23 protein-coding genes are annotated in these 19,911 nt (G+C 69.2%); 9 read left to right on the top strand and 14 right to left on the bottom strand.

The features are described 5' to 3' along the window. Nucleotides 1-377 precede the first annotated feature (377 nt). Nucleotides 378-842, top strand: a complete 465-nt coding sequence (locus ACWEPL_RS53665; RefSeq protein ID WP_452441079.1) for a hypothetical protein — start codon at nt 378-380, stop codon at nt 840-842. Between the two features lie 60 nt (nt 843-902). Here the strand turns inward: ACWEPL_RS53665 and ACWEPL_RS53660 are convergent, their stop codons facing one another. The 4 genes from ACWEPL_RS53660 to ACWEPL_RS53645 all read right to left on the bottom strand — a co-directional run bounded on the left by ACWEPL_RS53660 (nt 903) and on the right by ACWEPL_RS53645 (nt 3,265). Further along, on the bottom strand, nt 903-1,400 hold the full coding sequence (locus tag ACWEPL_RS53660) for a transposase family protein (protein WP_452441078.1): 498 nt from the start codon (nt 1,398-1,400) through the stop codon (nt 903-905). Beyond that, on the bottom strand, nt 1,397-1,624 hold the full coding sequence (locus tag ACWEPL_RS53655; RefSeq protein ID WP_452441077.1) for a hypothetical protein: 228 nt from the start codon (nt 1,622-1,624) through the stop codon (nt 1,397-1,399). The genes ACWEPL_RS53660 and ACWEPL_RS53655 overlap by 4 nt, the downstream gene beginning before the upstream one ends. Before the next feature lie 97 nt (nt 1,625-1,721). Next, nucleotides 1,722-2,981: an FxsB family cyclophane-forming radical SAM/SPASM peptide maturase gene (locus ACWEPL_RS53650; protein WP_452441075.1), complete on the bottom strand. Its 1,260-nt coding sequence runs from the start codon at nt 2,979-2,981 to the stop codon at nt 1,722-1,724. 80 nt (nt 2,982-3,061) lie between these two features. Then, nucleotides 3,062-3,265, bottom strand: a complete 204-nt coding sequence (locus ACWEPL_RS53645; protein WP_355212577.1) for a hypothetical protein — start codon at nt 3,263-3,265, stop codon at nt 3,062-3,064. A 645-nt stretch (nt 3,266-3,910) separates the two neighbouring features. Between ACWEPL_RS53645 and ACWEPL_RS53640 the strand changes: the two genes are divergently transcribed. From ACWEPL_RS53640 to ACWEPL_RS53630, 3 genes are all read left to right on the top strand, one after another. After that, nucleotides 3,911-4,501 (top strand): HD domain-containing protein, encoded by a 591-nt coding sequence (locus ACWEPL_RS53640; protein ID WP_363968176.1) that lies wholly within the window; start codon nt 3,911-3,913, stop codon nt 4,499-4,501. A 406-nt stretch (nt 4,502-4,907) separates the two neighbouring features. Then, nucleotides 4,908-5,282: a hypothetical protein gene (locus ACWEPL_RS53635; RefSeq protein ID WP_452441074.1), complete on the top strand. Its 375-nt coding sequence runs from the start codon at nt 4,908-4,910 to the stop codon at nt 5,280-5,282. A gap of 184 nt (nt 5,283-5,466) precedes the next feature. Next, nucleotides 5,467-5,733: a hypothetical protein gene (locus ACWEPL_RS53630; RefSeq protein ID WP_452441073.1), complete on the top strand. Its 267-nt coding sequence runs from the start codon at nt 5,467-5,469 to the stop codon at nt 5,731-5,733. 70 nt (nt 5,734-5,803) lie between these two features. Here the strand turns inward: ACWEPL_RS53630 and ACWEPL_RS53625 are convergent, their stop codons facing one another. Together ACWEPL_RS53625 and ACWEPL_RS53620 are read right to left on the bottom strand one after the other, a co-directional pair. Then, nucleotides 5,804-6,487, bottom strand: a complete 684-nt coding sequence (locus tag ACWEPL_RS53625; protein ID WP_452441072.1) for an HAD family hydrolase — start codon at nt 6,485-6,487, stop codon at nt 5,804-5,806. Between the two features lie 220 nt (nt 6,488-6,707). Continuing rightward, nucleotides 6,708-8,147, bottom strand: a complete 1,440-nt coding sequence (locus ACWEPL_RS53620) for an ATP-binding protein (protein ID WP_363968170.1) — start codon at nt 8,145-8,147, stop codon at nt 6,708-6,710. A gap of 713 nt (nt 8,148-8,860) precedes the next feature. On the opposite strand from ACWEPL_RS53620, the gene ACWEPL_RS53615 reads away from it, so the two are divergent. Then, nucleotides 8,861-9,478, top strand: a complete 618-nt coding sequence (locus ACWEPL_RS53615; RefSeq protein WP_452441081.1) for a hypothetical protein — start codon at nt 8,861-8,863, stop codon at nt 9,476-9,478. Between the two features lie 22 nt (nt 9,479-9,500). Here ACWEPL_RS53615 and ACWEPL_RS53610 read toward each other — a convergent pair whose 3' ends face one another. Beyond that, on the bottom strand, nt 9,501-9,623 hold the full coding sequence (locus tag ACWEPL_RS53610) for a hypothetical protein (protein WP_350742433.1): 123 nt from the start codon (nt 9,621-9,623) through the stop codon (nt 9,501-9,503). Between the two features lie 213 nt (nt 9,624-9,836). On the opposite strand from ACWEPL_RS53610, the gene ACWEPL_RS53605 reads away from it, so the two are divergent. After that, complete coding sequence (locus tag ACWEPL_RS53605) at nt 9,837-11,003, top strand: glycosyltransferase (RefSeq protein WP_452441070.1); 1,167 nt, start codon at nt 9,837-9,839, stop codon at nt 11,001-11,003. A 230-nt stretch (nt 11,004-11,233) separates the two neighbouring features. On the opposite strand, the gene ACWEPL_RS53600 is transcribed toward ACWEPL_RS53605, so the two are convergent. The 5 genes from ACWEPL_RS53600 to ACWEPL_RS53580 form a co-directional block, all read right to left on the bottom strand. Next, nucleotides 11,234-12,394: a hypothetical protein gene (locus ACWEPL_RS53600; RefSeq protein ID WP_452441069.1), complete on the bottom strand. Its 1,161-nt coding sequence runs from the start codon at nt 12,392-12,394 to the stop codon at nt 11,234-11,236. Nucleotides 12,395-12,484: 90 nt separating this feature from the next. Beyond that, nucleotides 12,485-12,721 carry a hypothetical protein gene (locus ACWEPL_RS53595; RefSeq protein WP_452441068.1) on the bottom strand — a complete coding sequence of 79 codons (237 nt, stop codon included), beginning with the start codon at nt 12,719-12,721 and terminating at the stop codon, nt 12,485-12,487. Nucleotides 12,722-12,772: 51 nt separating this feature from the next. Beyond that, the gene (locus ACWEPL_RS53590; protein ID WP_452441067.1) at nt 12,773-14,146 is read right to left on the bottom strand and encodes an MFS transporter; all 1,374 of its coding nucleotides are present in this window, start codon (nt 14,144-14,146) and stop codon (nt 12,773-12,775) included. Nucleotides 14,147-14,334: 188 nt separating this feature from the next. Further along, nucleotides 14,335-14,751 carry a RidA family protein gene (locus ACWEPL_RS53585; RefSeq protein ID WP_452441066.1) on the bottom strand — a complete coding sequence of 139 codons (417 nt, stop codon included), beginning with the start codon at nt 14,749-14,751 and terminating at the stop codon, nt 14,335-14,337. Between the two features lie 22 nt (nt 14,752-14,773). Then, nucleotides 14,774-15,352 (bottom strand): TIGR03086 family metal-binding protein, encoded by a 579-nt coding sequence (locus ACWEPL_RS53580; RefSeq protein ID WP_452441065.1) that lies wholly within the window; start codon nt 15,350-15,352, stop codon nt 14,774-14,776. Between the two features lie 70 nt (nt 15,353-15,422). Here ACWEPL_RS53580 and ACWEPL_RS53575 point away from each other — a divergent pair, with 70 nt between their 5' ends. Continuing rightward, nucleotides 15,423-15,911, top strand: coding sequence for a MarR family winged helix-turn-helix transcriptional regulator (locus ACWEPL_RS53575; RefSeq protein WP_452441064.1), 489 nt, complete (start codon nt 15,423-15,425; stop codon nt 15,909-15,911). Between the two features lie 11 nt (nt 15,912-15,922). On the opposite strand, the gene ACWEPL_RS53570 is transcribed toward ACWEPL_RS53575, so the two are convergent. Further along, a complete protein-coding gene (locus tag ACWEPL_RS53570) occupies nt 15,923-16,699 on the bottom strand; it encodes an SDR family oxidoreductase (RefSeq protein WP_363968154.1) in 777 nt (258 codons plus the stop codon). 198 nt (nt 16,700-16,897) lie between these two features. Here ACWEPL_RS53570 and ACWEPL_RS53565 point away from each other — a divergent pair, with 198 nt between their 5' ends. After that, nucleotides 16,898-17,767, top strand: a complete 870-nt coding sequence (locus ACWEPL_RS53565; RefSeq protein ID WP_452441063.1) for a helix-turn-helix transcriptional regulator — start codon at nt 16,898-16,900, stop codon at nt 17,765-17,767. Between the two features lie 52 nt (nt 17,768-17,819). Here ACWEPL_RS53565 and ACWEPL_RS53560 read toward each other — a convergent pair whose 3' ends face one another. Further along, complete coding sequence (locus tag ACWEPL_RS53560) at nt 17,820-18,506, bottom strand: GntR family transcriptional regulator (RefSeq protein WP_452441062.1); 687 nt, start codon at nt 18,504-18,506, stop codon at nt 17,820-17,822. 239 nt (nt 18,507-18,745) lie between these two features. Here ACWEPL_RS53560 and ACWEPL_RS53555 point away from each other — a divergent pair, with 239 nt between their 5' ends. After that, nucleotides 18,746-19,903 carry an ABC transporter substrate-binding protein gene (locus ACWEPL_RS53555; RefSeq protein WP_452441061.1) on the top strand — a complete coding sequence of 386 codons (1,158 nt, stop codon included), beginning with the start codon at nt 18,746-18,748 and terminating at the stop codon, nt 19,901-19,903. Nucleotides 19,904-19,911 lie beyond the last annotated feature (8 nt).

Below are 19,911 nucleotides of genomic sequence, written 5' to 3'. Positions count from 1 at the left end.
CCGTCAGCCCCAGCCGAATCGGCGACATCGCCCGCGCAGCACTTGTCCTCACCCACTTCGAGCACAATTACCTGCCGGGAATTCGCTGAGATCACGTCACTGAGCGAGATTCTTGGGGAGGGGTTTTCACATGCCGTCCACCAGAAGCGACATGACGGTCACTTCCAGTGAGGTTTTCTCAATGGTGATCACTTCCAGATTGCGTTGAGGTCCAGAGCGGGGCGGTGTGCTCTCGCCGTTGCGGCTGGGGCTGATGGTGACGCGCTGCAGAGCTCGCCAGGATTGCTTGAGTTCCGCGGCGGTGTGCTCGCGCAGGGCGCGGAGGCTGCGTATGAGGCCTTTGACGATGCGGGGGTGCCCGAGCAGAGAATGGCGACGTGACTGATCTCTACGCGGTAAGGGTGCTGGCCGTCGATCCAGCGCGTCGCCGCATACAACTGCGGGTAACTGCCTTCAACCCGGACGTCTGGCACTGGCCGCTGCCCGACAAGAGCTTCTTCCTCCGTGATCTGGAAGAGGATGAGACCATACTGGACCTTCTTGTTGACGAGGACGATGGGATGAATCGCGACTTCGTCGAGAGTGTGGAGCGGACTGCGACGCGCAACTACCCCTTCACGGCGGCGGCCGAAGAACGGCTGTCTGAAAGTGGCAGAGGATTTCCCTGGGAGGATGAAGGGCCGTTCAACGAGATGTCCCCTGAATCCGCCGCGGCCTTCCTCCGATGCGAGGAGATACGCGTAGGGGCCGATTACGACGTGGTGGTCACCGACTCACGGCTGATCGAGCATCTGAAAGCCGGCGACTGGTGGCGCACCACCGCTTACCCCGGTGCAGACTGACTGACGCGGCGAAGCCGACGGGCAGCACAGGAGTCAGGCAGTGACGTTTTCCAGTGATGATCATTTCCAGATCGCGTTGAGTGTGAGGGCGGCGCGGGCGATGTCCCCTATCCGGCTGGGGCTGATGGTGACGCGCTGCAGGGCTCGCCGGCGCTGCTTGAGTTCGGCGACTGCGCGTTCTCCGAGCGCTCGGATGCCTCTGATCAGGTTATTCGTAGTTCGTGTGTCGGCGTGCAGGGCCTGTTCCGACTGGCCTTGCGGACGGCGGATTGGGACGAGGATGCCGATGCCGGCGCCGATGTAGCCCTTGTCGGCGAGGGTGGGCAGGCCGTCGGCCGCCGCCTTGTAGAGGACGGGGAATGCGTGGAGGCGGTCGGGGGTGGAGCCGGGTTCGGCGTCGGAGACCCACAGCGGGGTACCGTCAGGAGTGGCCAGGAACTGTACCTTGCCGCCGAACGCCTTGTGCTTCTGGCCGAACCAGAGGTCGTTGCCGTTCTCACGGAGACCGGCGACGCGGTCGGAGGCGATCAGCGTGCCGTCGAGGATCACGTGGGTCATGCCCTCGCCTCGGCAGCGGCCGAAACCTCGTGCAGGTCCGGCGCCTGGCTGGCGAGGACGTCGATGCCTTCGTGGAGGTAGCGGTAGCCGGTTGCCTGGGAGACGCGCCTTCCACCAGCCCGTTGGTCACGTCGCTGAGAAAACGTCAGCGGGGTGCGCATGAGCCGCTGGATGGTGGGTTCGGTAGCCGCGTCGGTGATGCGTTCGATTGCGACCTCACGCATCACGGTGTCGTGGTGGTGCCGTACGGCGGCCAGTCGTCGCGCGTTCCTCAAGGGGGTTGTACGGCACGTCAACGTCCTCGGCCGCCGGCTCCAATTCTCAGCCGGCCGCCGCCCGCTCGGCCCTCAACCGTTCCACGTCAGTGAGCGCCCGGTCGCGGATGTGGCAGATCAATTTGGCCAGATCGGCGCAGTAGACGGAAGGATTGAGAAATCCCGAGCCGGCGCGGTATCGAGTGCTGTACTCGCCGGCCCCGCAGATATCCCGGATCGAGCAGGAAACGCAGATCGGCGACAGGCCGGCCACCTTTCGTTGCCGGGCGACGACGCCCGGAAGGAGTCGCGCGTCGTCGAACGTGTTACGAAAAACGTCCAAGCCGGTGTAGGGGGCGCCCTCGTAGGCGGACTTCAAAGCGTCACCGAGTTCGATGGTTCCGTCGCTTTCGATGACGATGAGCTGGAACGGGTTGAGCCCCAGCCCTTCGGTGTAGGCATGACCGCCGAGGGACAACGTCATGATGTTCTCGAAGAGCCTGACACCGGCCGGAAGCGGCACCGTGGAATACCAGCGCTCGAAGATCGGTATCAGCCAGTCCGCATATGCGGTGCCTCCGTCCCCGGCGGTCCATCCCGGTGGAGGAGCCGACCAATTGCCGAGCGGCAGCAGGAAGTCCACGGCCGGCGCCCCGGTGGCGAGCAGCGCCTCGTAGGTGGTCAGGGGGTCGTTCTCCAGGTCGATGGTGCACAGCACAAGGTCGAAGAGGTCGCGGTAATCAGGGCCGTTCAGAACCTCGATGCCGCGCATCACCAGGTCATAGCTGCCGCGGCCGTTGGCGTACTTGCGGTGACGGTTCTGCCCTTCCCTGTCGCCGTCGAGGCTGACCGTGACACCGATGCGGTGTTCGCGCAGGACGTTCAAGAGGTTCTCGTCAGAAAGGAGCACGCCATTCGTGGTGGTGACGAGCCGCAGCGGGACCTCGGACGGCGCGGCGTTCCGGAACGCTCGCGCCGCGTACGCGAATTGATCCGCGCCGGCGAGCAGCGCTTCGCCGCCGTGCATCCGCACCGACGCTCCCGCAATTTCGTCGGCGTGAGCCCGAAGGTGCTCTCCGAGCCGGAAGGCGACCTGGTCGATCGTCTTGCGTGACATGGCCACCGGCTTGCTCTTCCAGCTCTGGTCGGCCATCTCGTACATGTAGCAGTAGTCACAGGCCAGGTTGCACCGGCCGTGGAATTTGAGAGCGAATTCCACGAAGGGCAGAGGGCGCCAGTACGGATCCTCAAGCGCCTGATCGGTCACGTCCTGAGTCGGCCATTCTGCAGCTCGCTCTTTCACCCGCACGATCGGTAGCTCGATCACGATGTCCTTCGCCTCTCTGCCCTTCGTGTCCCAGCCGGCCGCTACACGGCCCGATCAGCCACGGGAACGAACCCGCTCCGTCACCTGTTGAAAGTGCCCGCAGGACGGAAGACATCGTCGTCGGCGGTCACCCGGTTCAGCACCGCACCGAGCGCGCTGTTCTGGTCGGTGGTCGCCGCGACCTCGGAGAGATTCGCCTGAGAGGACTCGGCAGCCGAAGCGGCACCGGCTGCTCCGACCCCGACCGCGGACGCGGCGGCGAACGCGGCGGCCGTCAAGGCCACCTTCCGTACGAGATTTCCTTCACGTTCCGACATTGGATACCCCTTTCCTGCGGCTGGACATCGACCTGCCGCCATAGCGATTCCGACCTGCGGCAAGCGATGTCCTGTTAATCAAGTTGATCACGACAGCGGGACGGTACCTCACCACGCCCACAGAGTCGCTACAAAACCACTACAAGGTCATCCAAGGTCGGGGCCAGAGACAGCCTCTTGAACAGCCGCGGTTATTCGACTCCCCAAAGCGACCTTCTGGTAACGCTCGGAGCGGGGCAAAAGACCTTGACTGCCAAGGATTTCCCGTCCTGTAATCGCAGAAAGAATGCGCAAGTTGGGTCACGGGGTGTGGAGATCGTCGAGGCTGCTGCCGCGCATCGCTCCCGCGGGTTCGTCTACTGGGGCGGCACTGCCGGGGCGCTCACCATGTGCTCATGGAGAACTCCAGCCGGACGCAACCGGCGAAGCTGCCGGTCGTCTTCGTCTCCAACACGAGAGACACGCTCAAGGTCGACGATCCGCCAAGGTAGGGCTATCGGCTGGGCGCAACGGCGCGGGTTTGATCAGCGCGACTCCCGCATCGGGTATCACCGCTGGCATGCGGCCAAGGTCGGACATCGAGGCCTGACGGCCAGATGAAAAGTTGGACCCATGTTTCCGGAGACTCCCGCCGCCGTGGCGGCGCTGTCGGTGGCCACCCGTTTCTGCTCGCCCGCGCTGTTCAACCACTGCGTCCGCTCCTACCTGTGGGGAGCGATGTACGGCACAGCGCACGGCATCGCCTTTGATGACGAGCTCTACTACGTCTCGGCGCTGCTCCACGACATCGGGCTGACGGAGGCTTTCGACAGCCATCGGCTGCCGTTCGAGGAGGCGGGAGGACAGCTGGCCTGGGTTTTCGGCGTGGCGGCCGGCTGGCCGGTCGGCCGGGCCGCCAGGGTCACCGAGATCATCATGCTGCACATGCGCGAGGACGTGTCCCCGGCTACCGACCCCGAGTCCCACCTGCTGCAGGTCGCCACAAGCTGGGAGGTGGTCGGACGGCGGCCGGAGGAGTTCTCGCCGGACGCCCGGGCGGAGATGCTCGTCCGCTACCCTCGGCTGGGATTCGGCGCGCAGTTCCTGGCGTGCTTCGAGGACCAGGCGAGGCGCAAGCCGGACAGCGCTGCCGCCGTATCGGTCAGGAACGACGTCGCGGGGCGGATCGCCGCCAACCCTCTCGAAGGCCGCTCACCCACCTGACCTCCAAGGCCGCGAACTCCGCCGTCAGCCCTGCTTGGGCGCAACGGAGTCGACGACCGCGAACGTCCCTACGAATCCGTCAGCCGGCACTCGGCCCGGCCCGCCGAGGAAGCTGCCCTCGCTGATGGAGATCACCGCCTGCATGACGTCAGTCCAGCGTTTCTCGGAGGGCGGTTCGCGAGCCGATGCCCTTCCGTCGTTGGGGTTGGGTAAGGCCGGCTGGTTACGGGCTTGCCACGCATTTCGACAACACGGACGTGTCCCGAACCCCGTCGTGGTGAACCCGGCCCGCCTGACTTTCGTCTGAGGGAATGTGCGTCGACTCACTCTGCTGACACTCCTGCTCGCCACCGGCTGTTCGCCCGAGGCGGCGTGTACCGCGATCGGCACCCCCGTTGGTGTGAGCTTGCACATTGCAGCTCCGCTTGCCGCCGAGGCCAGCGCCGCCACGATGGAGGTGTGCTGGGACGGTGCCTGCAAACAGGTCGGCGTCGAGTTGAGGCCGTCCACGCGGGCGGCCAGGGAGACCTGTTCCGGTGACAATTGTCGGGCGGATGAAGAGCGGACCGGCGAGAAGAACGGGTTCGGTGACGTGGCGGGGCTGCCCAAACGGCCGGTGACGATCCGGCTGACGCTGCACGGCGCCGGCGCGAAGCCGCTGCTGGAACGCAGGCTCGAGGTCACACCGAAGGGACGTTTCCCGAACGGCCCAGAGTGCGGGGAAGGCGGCCCCAATGTTGTCCTCACGGTGGCGGCGGACGGGTCGGTACGAGAGGGATGACGGTGATCGGTTGTCATCTGGCCAGTACGTTCCGCGAGTCGATGTCCCTTTCGTCGTCGGGGTTGGGACAGGTCGGTCGGCCGGAGACTCACCGGTCCGGCTATGGGCGCGGCTGGGTGAATGATCCCGGCTCGGTCTCGACGAGGATGCCGCGGCCGGCCAGGCGTTTGAGCTTGGCGCGGACGTGCTGGATGCCGTTCCGCGTCAGGGCCAGGTCACGGGCGCGCAGCGAGCCGCCGACCTCGCCGAAGACGGTGAGACTGTGCTGGTAGGCGGGGCGACCGAGGACAGTTGGCGGCGCGACCGGTTTGGCCGGGGCGAGATCCTCCTCGGCGAGGGAGATGAGGGTCTTGCGGCTGATCCGCAGGTGCTTGACCGTCTTGCTGAGTTCGCCCAGACGCGCGCCAGCGTGCCCGGCAGGTGGGTGGTGTACCGGTCACGTCCGTCATGAACCTGCTCAGCTCAGCCTTCGACCGGGCGGCGACCGACGCGGACGAACTGGCCTGTCTCGTCCTGGATCCCTAGAGCTGACTCATCCGGCGCTCCCCGCCCTCCCAGCGGGCAACGACCTCCACCATCTCGGGAAACGCATCGATGAACGCGTCCACGCGATGCCCGTCGAAATCCGCACGCCGCCTGACGCCGCTCTGCATGCAGGCGATGAAACCCAGCCCCGCCCCGTTGGCGGCCTGAGCGTCACCGGGGGAGTCGCCCACGTACACGCACTGACCGGGCTCCAGTCCCGTCGCAGCCAGCAACTCGTCGAAAGCGCGGCCGTCCGGCTTACCGAAACGCACGTTGCCGGCATGGTAAACGCCGTCCAACCGGCCCGCCAGGACATGATCCGGTGCCAGCAGATGCTCCACCTCCGCCTCTGTGCGCGAGGTCAGCAGCAGGACATCGTGCCCCGCCGCGGCAAGCTCATCGAGGGCCCACAGGTTCTCCGGCGTGACCGCATCCAGCCGGCCGTCCGCCACGTACTCCCCGAGCACCTCCCGATATTCCGCCGCGAACGCCACGAGATCGACGCCCGGCGAACGCTTCGGCATCGCCTCCAGCAGCGGCAACCCCCACGTGGACAGATGCACCGCCCGGGACATCGGCGCACGGCCGAGACCCGCCAGGACCTCGTTCTCCAGCTCGAAACACGCCGCCTCGGTCAGGCAGAGCGTGTCATCCACATCGATCACCACGGCGCGAATCACACCGCCACCCTAACGACGCCACCGCCGGCGCAGCAGACAGGCGGCAGGAGGCGAGCGAGCGAGCTATCCAACGTGCACCTGCTGAGCCGCCCGTACAGCTCGCCGGAAGCGCCCGTCCCTCGCCGACGAAACCCTGGCCGCCCTGACCCCGCTCGGCGGCCGACGTCGTGACCGCCCTGATCCAGGCAGCCCGCGGCGCAGGCGGCGGGCCGGCTTCGGGTCACGAGCAGGCGGGCGGCTCCAACCGGGCGGCCGTACGCTCGTGCTTCGGCTGAGCCGCCGTCTCCTGGGAGCCGAGGAGCGCGCGGGTGAGTGCCTGGCCGTCGCCCGCCATCGCCTGCAGCGCCGTGTCGAAATGATCGTCGGTGAGCACCCGCTCGTCGGAGCGCAACGCGACCAGGATGACCCGGCGCAGCAGTTCTTTGATGAACGACGCCGTGACCCCCTCGGTGGCGGCGACCACCTTGGCGGTGTCGGCGACAATGGGCCGGTTGCGGGCGTACAGGCGGATCAGGCGTTCGCGCGCCGCCGCGTCAGGCGGCGGCACCTCCACCGCGAGGTCCACCCGGCCGGGCCGCTGCACCAGGGCCTTCTCCAGGGCCTCCACCCGGTTGGTGGTCAGGACGAACGTCACGTCGACGTCGCCGCTGATCCCGTCCATGGCATCCAGCAGGGAGAACAGCAGCGGGCTGGTCTCGTGGTGGCTGCGGTCCTCGGCGATCAGGTCCACGTCCTCGACGACCACGATGGACGGTTGCAGCTTGCGCGCCACCGCCACCGCGTAGTCGATCTTGCGCATGGCGGGTCCGGTCATCAGCACCGCCGTGTGCTCGCGCAGCCGCCCGATGAGGTAGCGCGTGGTGTGGGTCTTGCCGGTGCCCGGCGGCCCGTACAGCAGCAGCCCCCGGCGCAGGTGCTGGCCGGCCTCGGTGAGGCGGTCGGCGTGCTCGGCGATCCCCACGACGTGCTCCTCGATGGCCTCCAGCCGTCCTTCCGGCAGGACCACCTCGTCGGGGTCCAGCTCGGGGCGGGGCAGGAAGGTGAGCAGTTCGTTCTCCCTGTGCTCGCTGAAGCCGAAGCTGAGCACCTGACCGCGGAACGGGTCGTTGTCCTGTTTGAGCCGGTTCACCTCGTCGCGTACGGCGCTCGCAACGTCCCGCCGGGCCGCCAGCACGGTGAGCAGGCTGTGGCCGTCGTAGTCGTCCTTGTTGCTCAGCCCGATGAGCACCGGGGCGCCGTCGGGCGCCGCCGTGGCGACCAGGCCGAGCTGCACGATCTCGATCGTGGTGTCGGGGCCGATCGGGGCCGTTCCGTAGTCGGGGCGGCCGAGCATGCGGCTGCCCTCACGCATCGCCGCGAGCAGCATGTTGATGATGCTCTCCCAGCGCCGCTCGCCGCCCACTATGCCGAACCACTGCGCGCCGGGGGAGTGGGCGTCCAGGTAGAGGTCGGCGGCGGTCTGCAGCGCGGCGTGCTCGTAGAGCCGGTACTTCTCCTCCACGACGACCACGTCGCTGAGCGGGCAGCCGAGGTGCTCGGTCACCTTGGCGACCAGCGGAGAGGTGGCGTTGGCCTCGCCGATCCGCTCGGCCACCACGGTGTAGACCTGCCGCAGGCTCTCGGCGAGCGCTCGCGCGTCGGCGAGTTCGATGTCGGTCACATCCCTATCATCGCGATCGGGGCGGACGAATGCGCCTGATTAATTGCCATCGGGTACGTCCTGGTGCATCCGGAGATCCCGCGCGGGACCGAGAACGCGTACGCCCATCTGGCTTGCGCGCCACCGCACCGGCCACGTGAACGTACACACCGGCGCGGTTGCGCACCGGTTTCCGGGCAGAACCCACAGGGGCAATCCCCTCCAGGCGTCCCCTCATTCCCGCCGTCGCTGTAAGTGCCACGTGATCTCTCGTTACCGTCTGGGCCTTCCGGCTCTGCTCCTCACGGGCCTTTATCTTGGTGCGCCGGCAGTCGCCGCGGCGATCGCGCTGACCTCTGGCGGTGTCGGCATGTTGTGGCGCCTGACCCTCTTCACACCGGTGGACGAATCCACCCCCGCGACGTGGCCGAACGTGCTCGTCACGCTGGAGGCCGGGCCGCCATGTGCCTGGCGTCCTGTTCACGATCTGGCTCGCCCGTTCGGCCCACGAGCTCGCGGGACCGACCCAGCCCGCCGGGATCGTCGCGGGCGCTGAGCAAACGGTCATCCAGTCGTAGACGATGCCGGAGAGCTGTTCCATTGAGACCTGACCGTCCGATACGGGCGCAGGACACCGTCGCCGGCCGAGGCTTTGCAGCGACTGCTTCTCCATAAGCCGACACCCGAAAGTGATCAGGCGCCGATCCGCCACGATAATCGTGACCGTGATCCTCATGGACGCAGTTCTGGAAACCGACGGAACGGCGAACTTCACCGCCTGGCCGGTCGCTGAACCGGCCACGGACAGCATCCTTGTCCTCTCCGGCCAGATGAGCCCGGCCGAGGTCGGCACCGCGATGGCGGTCATCTTCAGCTACGCCGACATCCCGACCGCGCCGATCAGCGATCTCCACCATCTGCTGGACCGGCATCTGGCCGATGCCGAAGCGCTTATCGCTCCAGGCGGGCTACGGATCAGGGACGCGACCACCAATGCCGAGATCCTGCCGGGATGCTGTTGCGGCCTGGAAAACTGGCGGGAGTGGCGCGACGTCCTGCACAAGCAGGGCATCTGGCTGGGGCACGATCCCGACACCGAGCTCGAATACATCGCCGGAGCCGTCCGGCTCAGGCAGGAGTCTGGCTCACGCTCGCTACCTTCACCCACGCATGAGGTGGAGATCCAGCTCGACGACCTGCCTGCCCTCCTGGCCACAGTGCACCTGCGACTGCAGGGCTTCCTCAGCCTCGTCGGCCGATGGGCGAGCGAGACCACCCCGCGAGCCGCCGACCGCCTCGTCACCATTCTCGACGAGAACTTCGAAATCAACGGCCCTCTCGAACTCTGCTGAGAGCACCGCGCGTATCGAGCGCTCAGAAGCCGGGATGGTGCGGGTTCGGGAAGGCGTCGGCGCTGATGTCGGTGGCGAAAGCCAGGAACGCGGTGACGGCCCAGGCGGTCCGGCGGGCGGTGCCGGCCGGCCATGTGTCTCTCACGATAGGTGACCAAGACTGGGCTCGGTGACAAATGGCAATGGCAAGGAGACCTCGCTCCTTGCCACTTTCAGGTTATAGCGCACTGGGGGGCTTGCGGCAAGACCCGGGTGGTGCCTCAAGATGGTCGGCCGAAGCCAGAACACCTGCGGAAACGGGGGGCACGAAATGCGTGTGGTGTTGTCGACATGGGGATCGCGCGGGGACGTAGAGCCCTTGGCGGCACTCGCGGTACGGCTGCGGGAACTCGGCGCGGAGGCACAGGTGTGCGCGCCGCCGGACGAGGAGTTCGCGGCGCTGCTGGCGCGTGTCGGCGTGCCGCTGGTGCCGCTGGGCCCCACGGTGCGCTCGGTGGTCGCCGGCCCGAAGCCGCCTTCGGCGCAAGCCGCGTTCCGGCTCGCTCCCGAGCTGGTCGCCGCGCGGTTCGACACGCTCACAACGGCCGCCGAGGGATGCGACGCGCTGCTGGCGACCGGCCTGATGCCGGCCGGCGCACGGGACGTGGCCGAGAAACTGGGCATCCGGTACGTGTGCGCCTGCTTCCATATTCTGGGACTGCCGTCGCGGCACTTCCCTCCGGGGGCGCGGCCGGGCCAACAGTCCCCGCCGGGCGAGACCGACAACCGGGTGCTGTGGGAGCAGGACGCCCAGCGGGTGAACGCGTTGTACGGCGAGGCGCTCAACAGCCACCGGGCGGCGATCGGCCTGCCGCCGGTGGACAACGTCCGCGACTACGTCCTCACCGACCGGCCGTGGCTGGCGGCGGACGCGACCCTGTGCCCGTCGCAGGGCATGACGGACCTTGACGTCGTACAGACCGGGGCATGGATCCTGCCCGACGAACGCCCGCTCCCGGAAGAGCTGCAGGCGTTCCTGGACGCCGGCGAACCGCCGGTGTACGTGGGCTTCGGCAGCATGGCCGCGCACGCCCCGAAGGACATCGCCCGGGTGGCCATCGAGGCGATCCGCGCGCACGGCCGCCGCATCCTGCTCGCCCGCGGCTGGGCCGACCTGGCCCTGATCGACGATCGGGACGACTGCTTCGTCGTCGGCGAGGTCAACCAGCAGGCACTGTTTCCCCGGGTGGCCGCCGTCGTTCACCACGGCGGCGCGGGCACCACGACGACGGCCGCCCGGGCCGGCGCGCCCCAGGTCGTGGTTCCCCAGATCGCGGACCAGCCGTACTGGGCCGCCCGGATCGCCGAGCTGGGCATCGGCGCGGCACACGACGGTCGGACCCCGACCGTCGAGTCCCTGTCAGCCGCGCTCACCCTGGCCCTGGCGCCCGAAACCCGAGCACGAGCCAGGGCCGTGGCGGGCACGATCCACACCGACGGAGCGACGGCGGCCGCGAAACTGCTCCTCGACTCAGCCAGCCGGTAAAGGCCGCCCGTGCCCGCGTGAACGCCCGGCCTGCCGGGCGCGCGGGTGCGGGGGAGCCGCTGCCGGTCTCGATGATGTTGGCGTCGAGCTCGCCCGCCGCCGCCAGGAACCGATGAGCTTCATCCCGCTGCGCGAGCACCTGGACACCGAGCCGGGCGTCGGTCTCGCGGTCGCGACCGAGGAGGCGTATCAAGCCACCGCCGACCGGCTCCACGCGATGTGGCCGCTGGTCACCAGGCTGCGCGCGGTGAGTCGCCCTCCCCCGGACGCTCGTCGACGGTGATCGGCACCGAGGTGACCGCGCCGTCGGCGAGGCCGACCTGGTAGGCGCGCCACTCGTGCACGTACAGGAGGTGCTCGCCGGTCCCGTCCACGCTGAAGCGCAGGCTCAGCGAGGCGTCGTGTGGCAGCTCCGGGCGGGCCAGGACCTGCGCCGGTCCGCCCGTCACGGGGACGCGTTCGACGGTGTGCCCGGACGCGTAGATCAGCGCGCTGCCGTCGGGGGTGTGGGCGAGCGAGTCGATCGGCGTGGCGCCCGTGGCGTTCTTGATGATCTGGTACGTGGTGCCGTTCGGGTCGGCGGCCAGACGGGTGAGGTCGAGCGAGGCGATGGCCCGGTGCCCCAGCAGGTAGGCGATCGAGCGACCGTCCGGGGCCCAGGACAGGCTGCTCAGCATCGGGTGCGTCATCGTCTTCCAGTCGCGGCGCCGGCCGGTGGCGACGTCGAGTACGGAGATCTTGGCGCCGCCTCCGATGAGCGGCGTGGCGTAGGCCAGGCGGGTGCCGTCGGCGCTGAGGGCGAGGTCGTAGACCGCCCTGAGGTCGTCGGGGTCGGTCTGCGTGACGGCGACCGGCTTCCCTGGCCGCCCGTCCTCGCCGAGGCGGACCAGGAAGAAGCGGATGTCCGGATTCTTCGGCTCGGTCCAGCCGGCGATGGCGAACGTCCGGTTGTCCCGGGCGGCGGCCACGAGATGCCAGGAGCTGGAGATACCGGGCGGCAGCGGGATGTTGGCGATGAACGCCCCGGTCTCCGCGTTGTGCACGGCGGGCGGCACCGACGTGAAGACGCCGGTCTTGGAGTTGCCGGGGAAGTGGACGAGCGGAGTTCGCGCGGAGACGAAGTAGCGCGGCCGGCCCGTCGACGAAAGGGGGGCGCCGGTCGCCATGGGATCGGTCAGGGAGGTCGCCGGCGGGTACGGGTGCCGTACGGGACCCGAGGACATCATGTGCGAGGGCTGCGGCAGGACCACCGTGGCCGACGGCTGCGGTGGTCCTGCCGGTGGCTGGGTGGCGCTGACGAGCGACACCCGGTCGGCGGCCGGATCGGCGCAGCCGGCGACCAGGACGGCCAGAGCCAAGCCTGCCAGCGTGGCGGACGCACGGGAGGACATGCGTTGATCATCGTAGGAAAACGGTGTCCTTGCCCAGCACGGGACACGAAACCATGAGGCGGCGGGGGCGTCCGGCCGGTCGCCGATGCGTCAGGCCCGGTCGAGGTGCCGGGTGAAGAATCGGACCGCGCTGTCGGTCTCGAACCTGGGCGTCTCCTTGTGTCTGCCCGCGTTGGCGTGCAGCGTCTTCTCCTTTGAGGCGAAGGCGTCGAACAACGCCAGACCGGACTCGCGCGGGATGGTGATCCGCTTCGCCGTCTCGGCCAGGAGGCCGGGCCAGTGGAGGCCGAAGACTGTGACCGTGATCCTGGAGTCGACCGCCGCCACCGTGCCCGATGAGCACCAGGGGTGCGCGATCGGAGCCGGAGGCGGGCGTGTCTACGCGCGGCCGGTCACCTCGTCGCCGGCGGTTCGGGGGAGAAGCAGGGTGGGGATCGCCAGGAGGACCAGGATGATCGAGAGGAGGACGAACGCCACGCGGTACGGCCCGGCCGCGCCCGCCACCCCGGGTATCGTCTCGCCCAGCCGTACGAGCAGCGCGCCGATCGCCACGCCGAGGCCCGCGCCCAGCTCCTGGAGCGTCGACAGCAGCGTGTTGGCGTGGTTCATCCGGTCCTGGCCGACGTCGGCGAAGGCCACGCTGTTGTACGCGGTGAACCCCGTCGACCGTACGACCCCGCTCACCAGCAGCAGCACGAGGATCACCGGCAGCGGTGTCGTGGGCTCGAGGAACGCCATCCCGACCAGGCACGCGGCGCCGATCACGATCGACCAGAGCAGGACGATGCGGATCCCGAGCCGGCGCATCAGCGACGTGGTGGCGGGCTTGATCCCGACGTTCCCCACGAACAGTGCGATCACCACCAGCCCAGCCTGCGCCGCCGACCAGCCGAACCCCACCTGGAACAGCAGCGGCAGCACGAACGGGACCGCGATGATCACGCCGCGGTAGACCGACCCGCTCGCCGCCGTGACCCGGTACGTCGTCACCCGCAGGATCCGCAGGTCGACGATCGGGCGCGGAGCGCGCAGCAGGTGCCGTACCGCCAGGCCCAGACCCGCGACCGCGACCACCAGCGCCACCGCCGTCGACGGCCCGAACCCCGAGCCGAGCCCCTCCAGCGCCACGATCAGCCCCGCGACGCCCACCGCCATGAGGGCGAACCCGGCGCGGTCCAGCGGGTCACGGGCGTCGGCGCGCAGGTCGGGCACGATCCGCAGCGCCACGACCAACGCCGCGAGCCCGAGCGGCACGTTGATCACGAAGATCCACCGCCAGGACGCGTAGTCGGCCAGCAACCCGCCGACGACCGGCGCCAGCACCGGCGCGAGCAGGCCCGGCCAGGTCAGGTACGCGATCGCCCGGACCAGGTCGGACTTCTCCGTCGTCCGCAGCACCACCAGCCGGCCGACCGGCACCATCAGCGCACCGCCCGCCCCCTGCACCACCCGCGCGGCGACGAGCGCGGGCAGCGTCGGGGCCAGCGCGCAGCCGAGCGAGGCCAGCACGAACAGCACGATCGCCACCGCGAACACCCGGCGCGGGCCGAACCGGTCGGCCAGCCAGCCGCTGATCGGGATCAGCACCCCGATGGTGAGCACGTACGCGGTGATCGCGACGTTCACGTCGATCGGCGCGATCCCGAGCTCCGCGGCGATACGCGGCGCGGCGGGCGTGATCACCGTGCCGTCGAGTATCTCCATGAAGAACGTGCCGGCGACCAGTAAGGCCAGCCCTCTCTGGAATTCCACGTCGGCAAGGGTATAGACGGCGCAAAACCGGATATTCGGCGCCCTCCCCACGGCTTCCCCAGGCCACAGACGAACGTTGAACCCGGAGGGGATCGCCGATCCGAAGGCTGGGAACCTGGCTCACGCGCACGCAGCCGATCCTCCTGCACGTCGTCCCCAAGGAGACGCCCGGCTCCGTGAAGGTGGGATCAGTTGCGCGCCGACGGGAGCACGGCGACGGCTTCGACCTCGACGAGCTGGTCCTTGTAGCCGAGTACGGTCACGCCGAGCAAGGTGCTGGGCACGTCGTGCTCGCCCATGTACTCCCGGTAGACCGCCCACGCCGTGCCCAGGTCGCTCTGCTGGGAGGAGGCCACGTAGACGGTGGTCTTGACGACATCGGTCAGTGACGCGCCCGCCCCTTCCAGCGCGGTCACGAGGTTGCGCATCACCTGGTGCGCCTGGCCGGCGTAGTCGCCGACCGCGACGGTCCCGCCGTCGAGATCAAGGGGACACGCGCCGGCCACCCAGACAGAACGCACCGGCGCGTCGGCCACCGCGGCATAGGCGTAGTCCACCTGCTGCGTGAGCTGGTGGTTGCGGATCAATCTGACGCCGCTGCTCATGTCGTGCTCCATTCCGAAGATTTCACGTGGGCCAGCTCGGCGAGCGGCCCAGGATTGCCACGATCTCATCCAGCCGCGACCCGCCCGACCACGGGAGCGCCGGTGCGAAGGCCGCCCCGGGCGCGAGGCGCGCCTGGCCAACGGGTACGGCTTGCGCCACGGCGAGGGCGGCGTCCAGCAGGTCCGGCGGGAAGTCGACCGCGACGCCCAGCGCCTTGGCGAGATCCCAGGAATGCACCACGTAGTCGATGAAGTGGAAGCTGATCGCCTGCGCCCCGGGGAAGGCGCTCCCGCTGGCGAACTCGGGCAGCGGGAACATGCGCTCCAGCACGCCGTCGGCGGCGAAGGCCGCCAGGACGTGTTCGGCGGAGGCCCGGTAGCTCGCCACGGGGTCGTCGCCGAGGGAACGCAGCTTCCACCGGGCGAGATCGCCGTCTCCCCTGGACGCCGCGGCGAAGCCGTAGTGCTGGGTGGCCATGTGGGCGAGCAGGCCGTACACGGTCCATCCGAGGCAGGGCGTCGGACGGGACAGATCCTCGGGCCGCACTCGATCCGCCAGTTCGACGCTGGCGCGAACGGCCTGCGCGTCGAGTGCGACCATGAGCCCATTCATATGCATTCGCATATGGTCTTCGGATGCATATGATCTGTCAACCGGATATCTTGGACCTGTGACGGCCCGCCGCGATCTCGCCGAGATGCTGCATCCTCTCCTGCAGTCGCTCATCGCGGCGGAGCTGCCGGTCCTGGCGGCGCATGGGGTCTCCATGTGGGGATACACCGTGCTCGGCGCCCTGGACGACGGCTCCGTACGTACGCAGGCCGCTCTGGCCGAGGCGATCGGTGCCGACAAGACCCGCATCATCGGCACCCTCGACAAGCTCCAGGCGGCCGGGCTGATCACCCGCGAGCCGGACCCGCACGACCGCCGCGCGCGGATCCTCACGATCACCGCCGAGGGCCGCGAGGTGCGCGGGTCGGTGCGGGCCGAGATCCAGGCGAACGAGGAGCGCCTGCTCGCCCGCCTGCCCGCGGCCGACCGCCACGGCTTCCTCCGCGCCCTGCAGGCGCTCCACCGGCTGCCCCGCGAACAGATCACCGAGAGGTCGCCGCTCGACCGGCGGCCCACGCAGCGATCGAACGCGACCCACGACCGTTGAGGAGCGGCCGATCAGCTGGGCTGGCCGGTCGGCATGATGGTGACCTGCTGAAGGTTCACCCGCGGCGGGAGGCTCGCGAGAAACCCGACGGTCTCGGCGACGTCCTGCGGCGTGAGCCACTCCATCGTCTCCTTGGCGCCCTCCAGCCACGCCCGGGCCCCCTCGTCGGTGACGTGACTCTGCAACTCGGTCGCGACGATGCCCGGCTCGATCGCCGAGACCCGCACCCTCTTCGCGCCCAGCTCGACCCGCAGGTGGCGGGAGAGATGGGTGACGTACGCCTTGGTCCCGGAGTAGACGGCGAAGTTCGGGAAGATGTTCTGGGCCGCGATCGACGAGGTGTTGATCAGGTCGGCCACTCCGCGCTCGGCGGCGGCCTTCACCAGCTGGGGGGTGAACGCGGCGATGGCGTTCATGAGGCCGGTGATGTTGAGGTCGATCTGGCGCTGCCACTGGGCGGTGGCCAGCTCCTCGATCGGCGCGGGGAGCATGACGCCCGCATTGTTGAAGAGCAGGTCGGCACCGCCCAGCTCGGCCGCCACCCGGTCGGCGGCCGCCTGCGCCGCGGCCGCGTCGGTGACGTCGACGGCCAGGGCCAGCGCCCGGCCGCCGTTCTTCTCGATCCGGGCGACCAGGTCGTCCAGCCGCTCGGCGCGCCGCGCCAGGACGACGACGCGGGCGCCCAGCTCGGCCAGGTGCTCGGCCGCCGCCTCGCCGATGCCGCTGGAGGCGCCGGTGACGACCGCGACGCGGCCGGTGAGGGAACGGGCAGAGATCTGCGTGGTCATGGTGGGTACCTTTCAAGGTGGGTGAAGTGACAGGTGGCCGCGGCCGGCATCGCCGCAAGCTCCCTCATCAGGACACCACCCGACAGGCCCTCGCAGGCCGGCAAAATGGGCCCTCACCAGGCAGGTCTCCGCGAAACTGGTACTGTCAGGGCCACCCTGGCGAGGACCGGTCGTGCCAGGCTTGGCCACACTGGAGACATGGACCGAAGCAGCGAGATCGCCGACTTCCTGCGCTCACGGCGCGCCGGGATCACCCCCGAGGAGGCCGGGCTGCCCTTCGACGGGCGCACCCGCCGGGTGCCCGGGCTGCGCCGCGACGAGGTGGCCCGCCTGGCCGGGGTCAGCACCGAGTACTACACCCGGCTCGAGCAGGGCCGCGGCGGCTCCCCGTCGCCCGAGGTCGTCGAGGCCATCGCCCGGGCCCTGCGGCTCAACCCCTCCGAGCGCGAGCACCTCACCAACCTGCTGGTCCGCCCCGCCGATGCGCGCCGGGCTCCGGTCAGCCCGCAGCGGGTCAGGCCGGGCCTGCACCTGATGCTGCACACCCTCGACCACGTGCCCGCCTTCATCCTCGGCCGCCGCACCGACGTGCTGGCCTCCAACCGCCTCGCCCGCGAGGTGCTGACCGACTTCGACGCCCTGCCCGCGCCCCGGCGCAACCTGGCCCGCTACTACCTGCTGGACCCCGAGGCCCGCGAAAGGGTCGGCGACTGGGACCGGATCGCGGCCGAGACCGTCGCCGTCCTGCGCCTGGAGGCCGGCCGCTACCCCAACGACCGCCAGCTCGCCGACCTCGTCGGGGAGCTCACCCTGAAGTCGCCGGAGTTCTCCGCCTGGTGGAACGACCACCGCGTGCTGCGCCGCACCCACGGCGCCAAGACCTACCACCATCCCCTCGTCGGCGATCTCCACTTCTCCTACGAGTCCTTCCAGGCACCCGGCGACGTCGACCAGACCCTGTGCGTCTACAACGTCGAACCGGGCTCGGCGACCGCCCAGGCCCTCCAGCTCCTCACCAGCTGGACGGCGCCACAGCAGCAGGCGCACCCCCGACGCGGAGCCTCCTGACGCTGCCCGGCGCCCGGTCGGCGCTTCGCGCCGAGCCCGGCCGTCGTCCGTATCAAGAAGGTTCGGCGGGGTGCTTGCGCAGGCGCCAGGCGGCCTGGGCGCCGAGGCTGGTGTCGATGTGCTCGCGCATCACGCCGGCGGCCGACTCCACGTCGCCCGCGATCACGTACTCCAGCAGGGCCTCGTGCTCGGCGGCCTTGCGGTCGCGGGCCGCCTGGCCGCGCTCGACCTCCAGCGCGAGGCGGCGATAGCGGTCGGCCTTGTCCCACAGGCCGTCGAGGGTCTGGATGAGCAGGTCGTTGTGGGAGGCCGCGTAGAGGGCGGCGTGGAACTTGCGGTGGGCCACGAACTGCTCGTAGCCAGGGTTGCCGGGCAGCGGCTTGAGGCCCTCGTGCGCGGCGCGCATGGCGGCGATGTCGGCCTTGGTGCGCCGTTCGGCCGCCAGCCCGATCGCCAGCGGATCGAGGGAGCGGCGCAGCTCCAGCAGGTCGCGGGCCTCCTCGGCGGCCAGCGGCGCGACGCGGGCGTCGCGGTGGGCGTCCAGCTCGACCAGCCCCTCACTTTTGAGCCGGCGCAGCGCCTCGCGCAGGGGAGTGGTGCTGATGCCGATGTCGCGGGCCAGCTGCGCCTGCGCGATGACGGAGCCGGGAAGCAGCTTCCCGGACAGGATCAGCTCTTTGACGCGCAGGTAGGCGAAGTCCGCCTTCGTCGTGTAGAGCTCGGCCGCTGATTCGCTCATCGCTGTCCTGTCTCGTCGGTCACCGTTATAACCTACACCGCCATCCAGTCTTGTCGGCAAGGGTCGGGACCGCTCGTCGGAAAACCAGAGCGCCGGATCGTCGCCGCTATAAGGCATCTAAGAGGCTCTTCGCGTTACATTCCGGAAACGAGGGCTTGACGTCATAGGTTATAACGAAGCAGAGTGTGCGGCATCGCAGGCGGCGGCTGGTCGGTCGCGCCTGGTCTAGGAGGAAGCACATGACCACCTTCCACCCCACGTTCCGCGCCCTGGGCGTCGCCGTACTCGCACTCGGCCTCCTCACGGCCTGCGGCGGTGGAGGCAGCAATGGAGACGGGGCGGCGAAACAGCCGCCGCCGAACACGATCGCGACGGGACAGGCCCCGTCCTACTACCCGAGCGACTACGCCCAGCTCATCGAGGCATCCAAGAAGGAGGGCGGCACCCTCACCATCTACTCCAACACCGACCAGGAGAACTGGGCGCCGATCTTCCGGGACTTCGAGAAGAAGTACCCCTGGGTGACGAAGATCGCGGCCAACAACCTGGACAGCGACGAGGTGTTCCAGCGGGTGCTCAGCGAGCAGGCCACCGGCAGCTCGCCGGCCGACCTGGTCGTGTCGAACGCCGCCCAGGCCTGGGCCGACTTCGCCGCCCGGCCGGGAACCCTGATGGAGTACGCCTCGCCGGAGAAGGGCAAGCTGCCGGACTTCGGCGAGCTGCTGCCCAACGTGTACGCCATGTCGGCCGACCCCATGTCGATCGCGTACAACACCTCGCTGCTGCCCGAGAAGCCGACCGGGCTGAAGAGCCTGGCGACGATCCTGGCCAAGGACCCCGCCCAGTACAAGAGCAAGATCACCACGCGGGACGTGAGCGGCGCGTTCGGCTTCACCGTCTCGCACGCCTTCGCCGAGGCCCGCCCCGACTCCTGGACCTCGCTGCAGTCGGTGCTGCCGCTGGCCAGGCCGGAGACGTCGTCCGGCACCCAGCTGGAGAAGATCACGTCCGGCGAGTACGTGGCCGGTTTCTTCGTCAGCGCCGCCCCGGCGTACCCCGTGGTGGAGAAGAGCGGCGGCCTGCTGGCGATCTCCTTCCTCGACGACGGCACGGTCGTGCTGCCGCGCGGCGTGGGCATCGCCGCCAAGGCGCCGCATCCGGCGACCTCGAAGCTGTTCGTGGACTTCGTGCTGTCGCAGGAGGGCCAGCGGGCGGTGGCCGAGGGCGGGCTGACCTCCTACCGCGACGGCGTCGCGACCGGCGACGGCCTGCACACCTACCAGGAGCTGGTCAAGGCCGTGGGCCAGGCCAACATCATCCTCGCCAAGTACGCGAAGGTCCCCGACGCCGAGGTCAAGTCGTTCACCGGCAAGTGGAACGGCCTGCTCGGCCGCTGAGAGGAACA

It is taken from the genome of Nonomuraea sp. NPDC004186, from assembly GCF_053603495.1.
This window is presented reverse-complemented; position numbering and strand designations above follow the sequence as displayed.

Bases quoted from the DNA above. Each gene is read 5' to 3' on its own strand.
- ACWEPL_RS53585 (WP_452441066.1), bottom strand. From the start codon at position 14,751: ATGAGCAGCGGCGTCAGATTGATCCGCAACCACCAGCTCACGCAGCAG.
- ACWEPL_RS53655 (WP_452441077.1), bottom strand. From the start codon at position 1,624: ATGCGTGAGGTCGCAATCGAACGCATCACCGACGCGGCTACCGAACCC.
- ACWEPL_RS53600 (WP_452441069.1), bottom strand. From the start codon at position 12,394: ATGTCCTCCCGTGCGTCCGCCACGCTGGCAGGCTTGGCTCTGGCCGTC.
- ACWEPL_RS53565 (WP_452441063.1), top strand. From the start codon at position 16,898: ATGGACCGAAGCAGCGAGATCGCCGACTTCCTGCGCTCACGGCGCGCC.
- ACWEPL_RS53570 (WP_363968154.1), bottom strand. From the start codon at position 16,699: ATGACCACGCAGATCTCTGCCCGTTCCCTCACCGGCCGCGTCGCGGTC.
- ACWEPL_RS53560 (WP_452441062.1), bottom strand. From the start codon at position 18,506: ATGAGCGAATCAGCGGCCGAGCTCTACACGACGAAGGCGGACTTCGCC.
- ACWEPL_RS53580 (WP_452441065.1), bottom strand. From the start codon at position 15,352: ATGGTCGCACTCGACGCGCAGGCCGTTCGCGCCAGCGTCGAACTGGCG.
- ACWEPL_RS53555 (WP_452441061.1), top strand. From the start codon at position 18,746: ATGACCACCTTCCACCCCACGTTCCGCGCCCTGGGCGTCGCCGTACTC.
- ACWEPL_RS53660 (WP_452441078.1), bottom strand. From the start codon at position 1,400: ATGACCCACGTGATCCTCGACGGCACGCTGATCGCCTCCGACCGCGTC.
- ACWEPL_RS53615 (WP_452441081.1), top strand. From the start codon at position 8,861: ATGGACGCAGTTCTGGAAACCGACGGAACGGCGAACTTCACCGCCTGG.
- ACWEPL_RS53640 (WP_363968176.1), top strand. From the start codon at position 3,911: ATGTTTCCGGAGACTCCCGCCGCCGTGGCGGCGCTGTCGGTGGCCACC.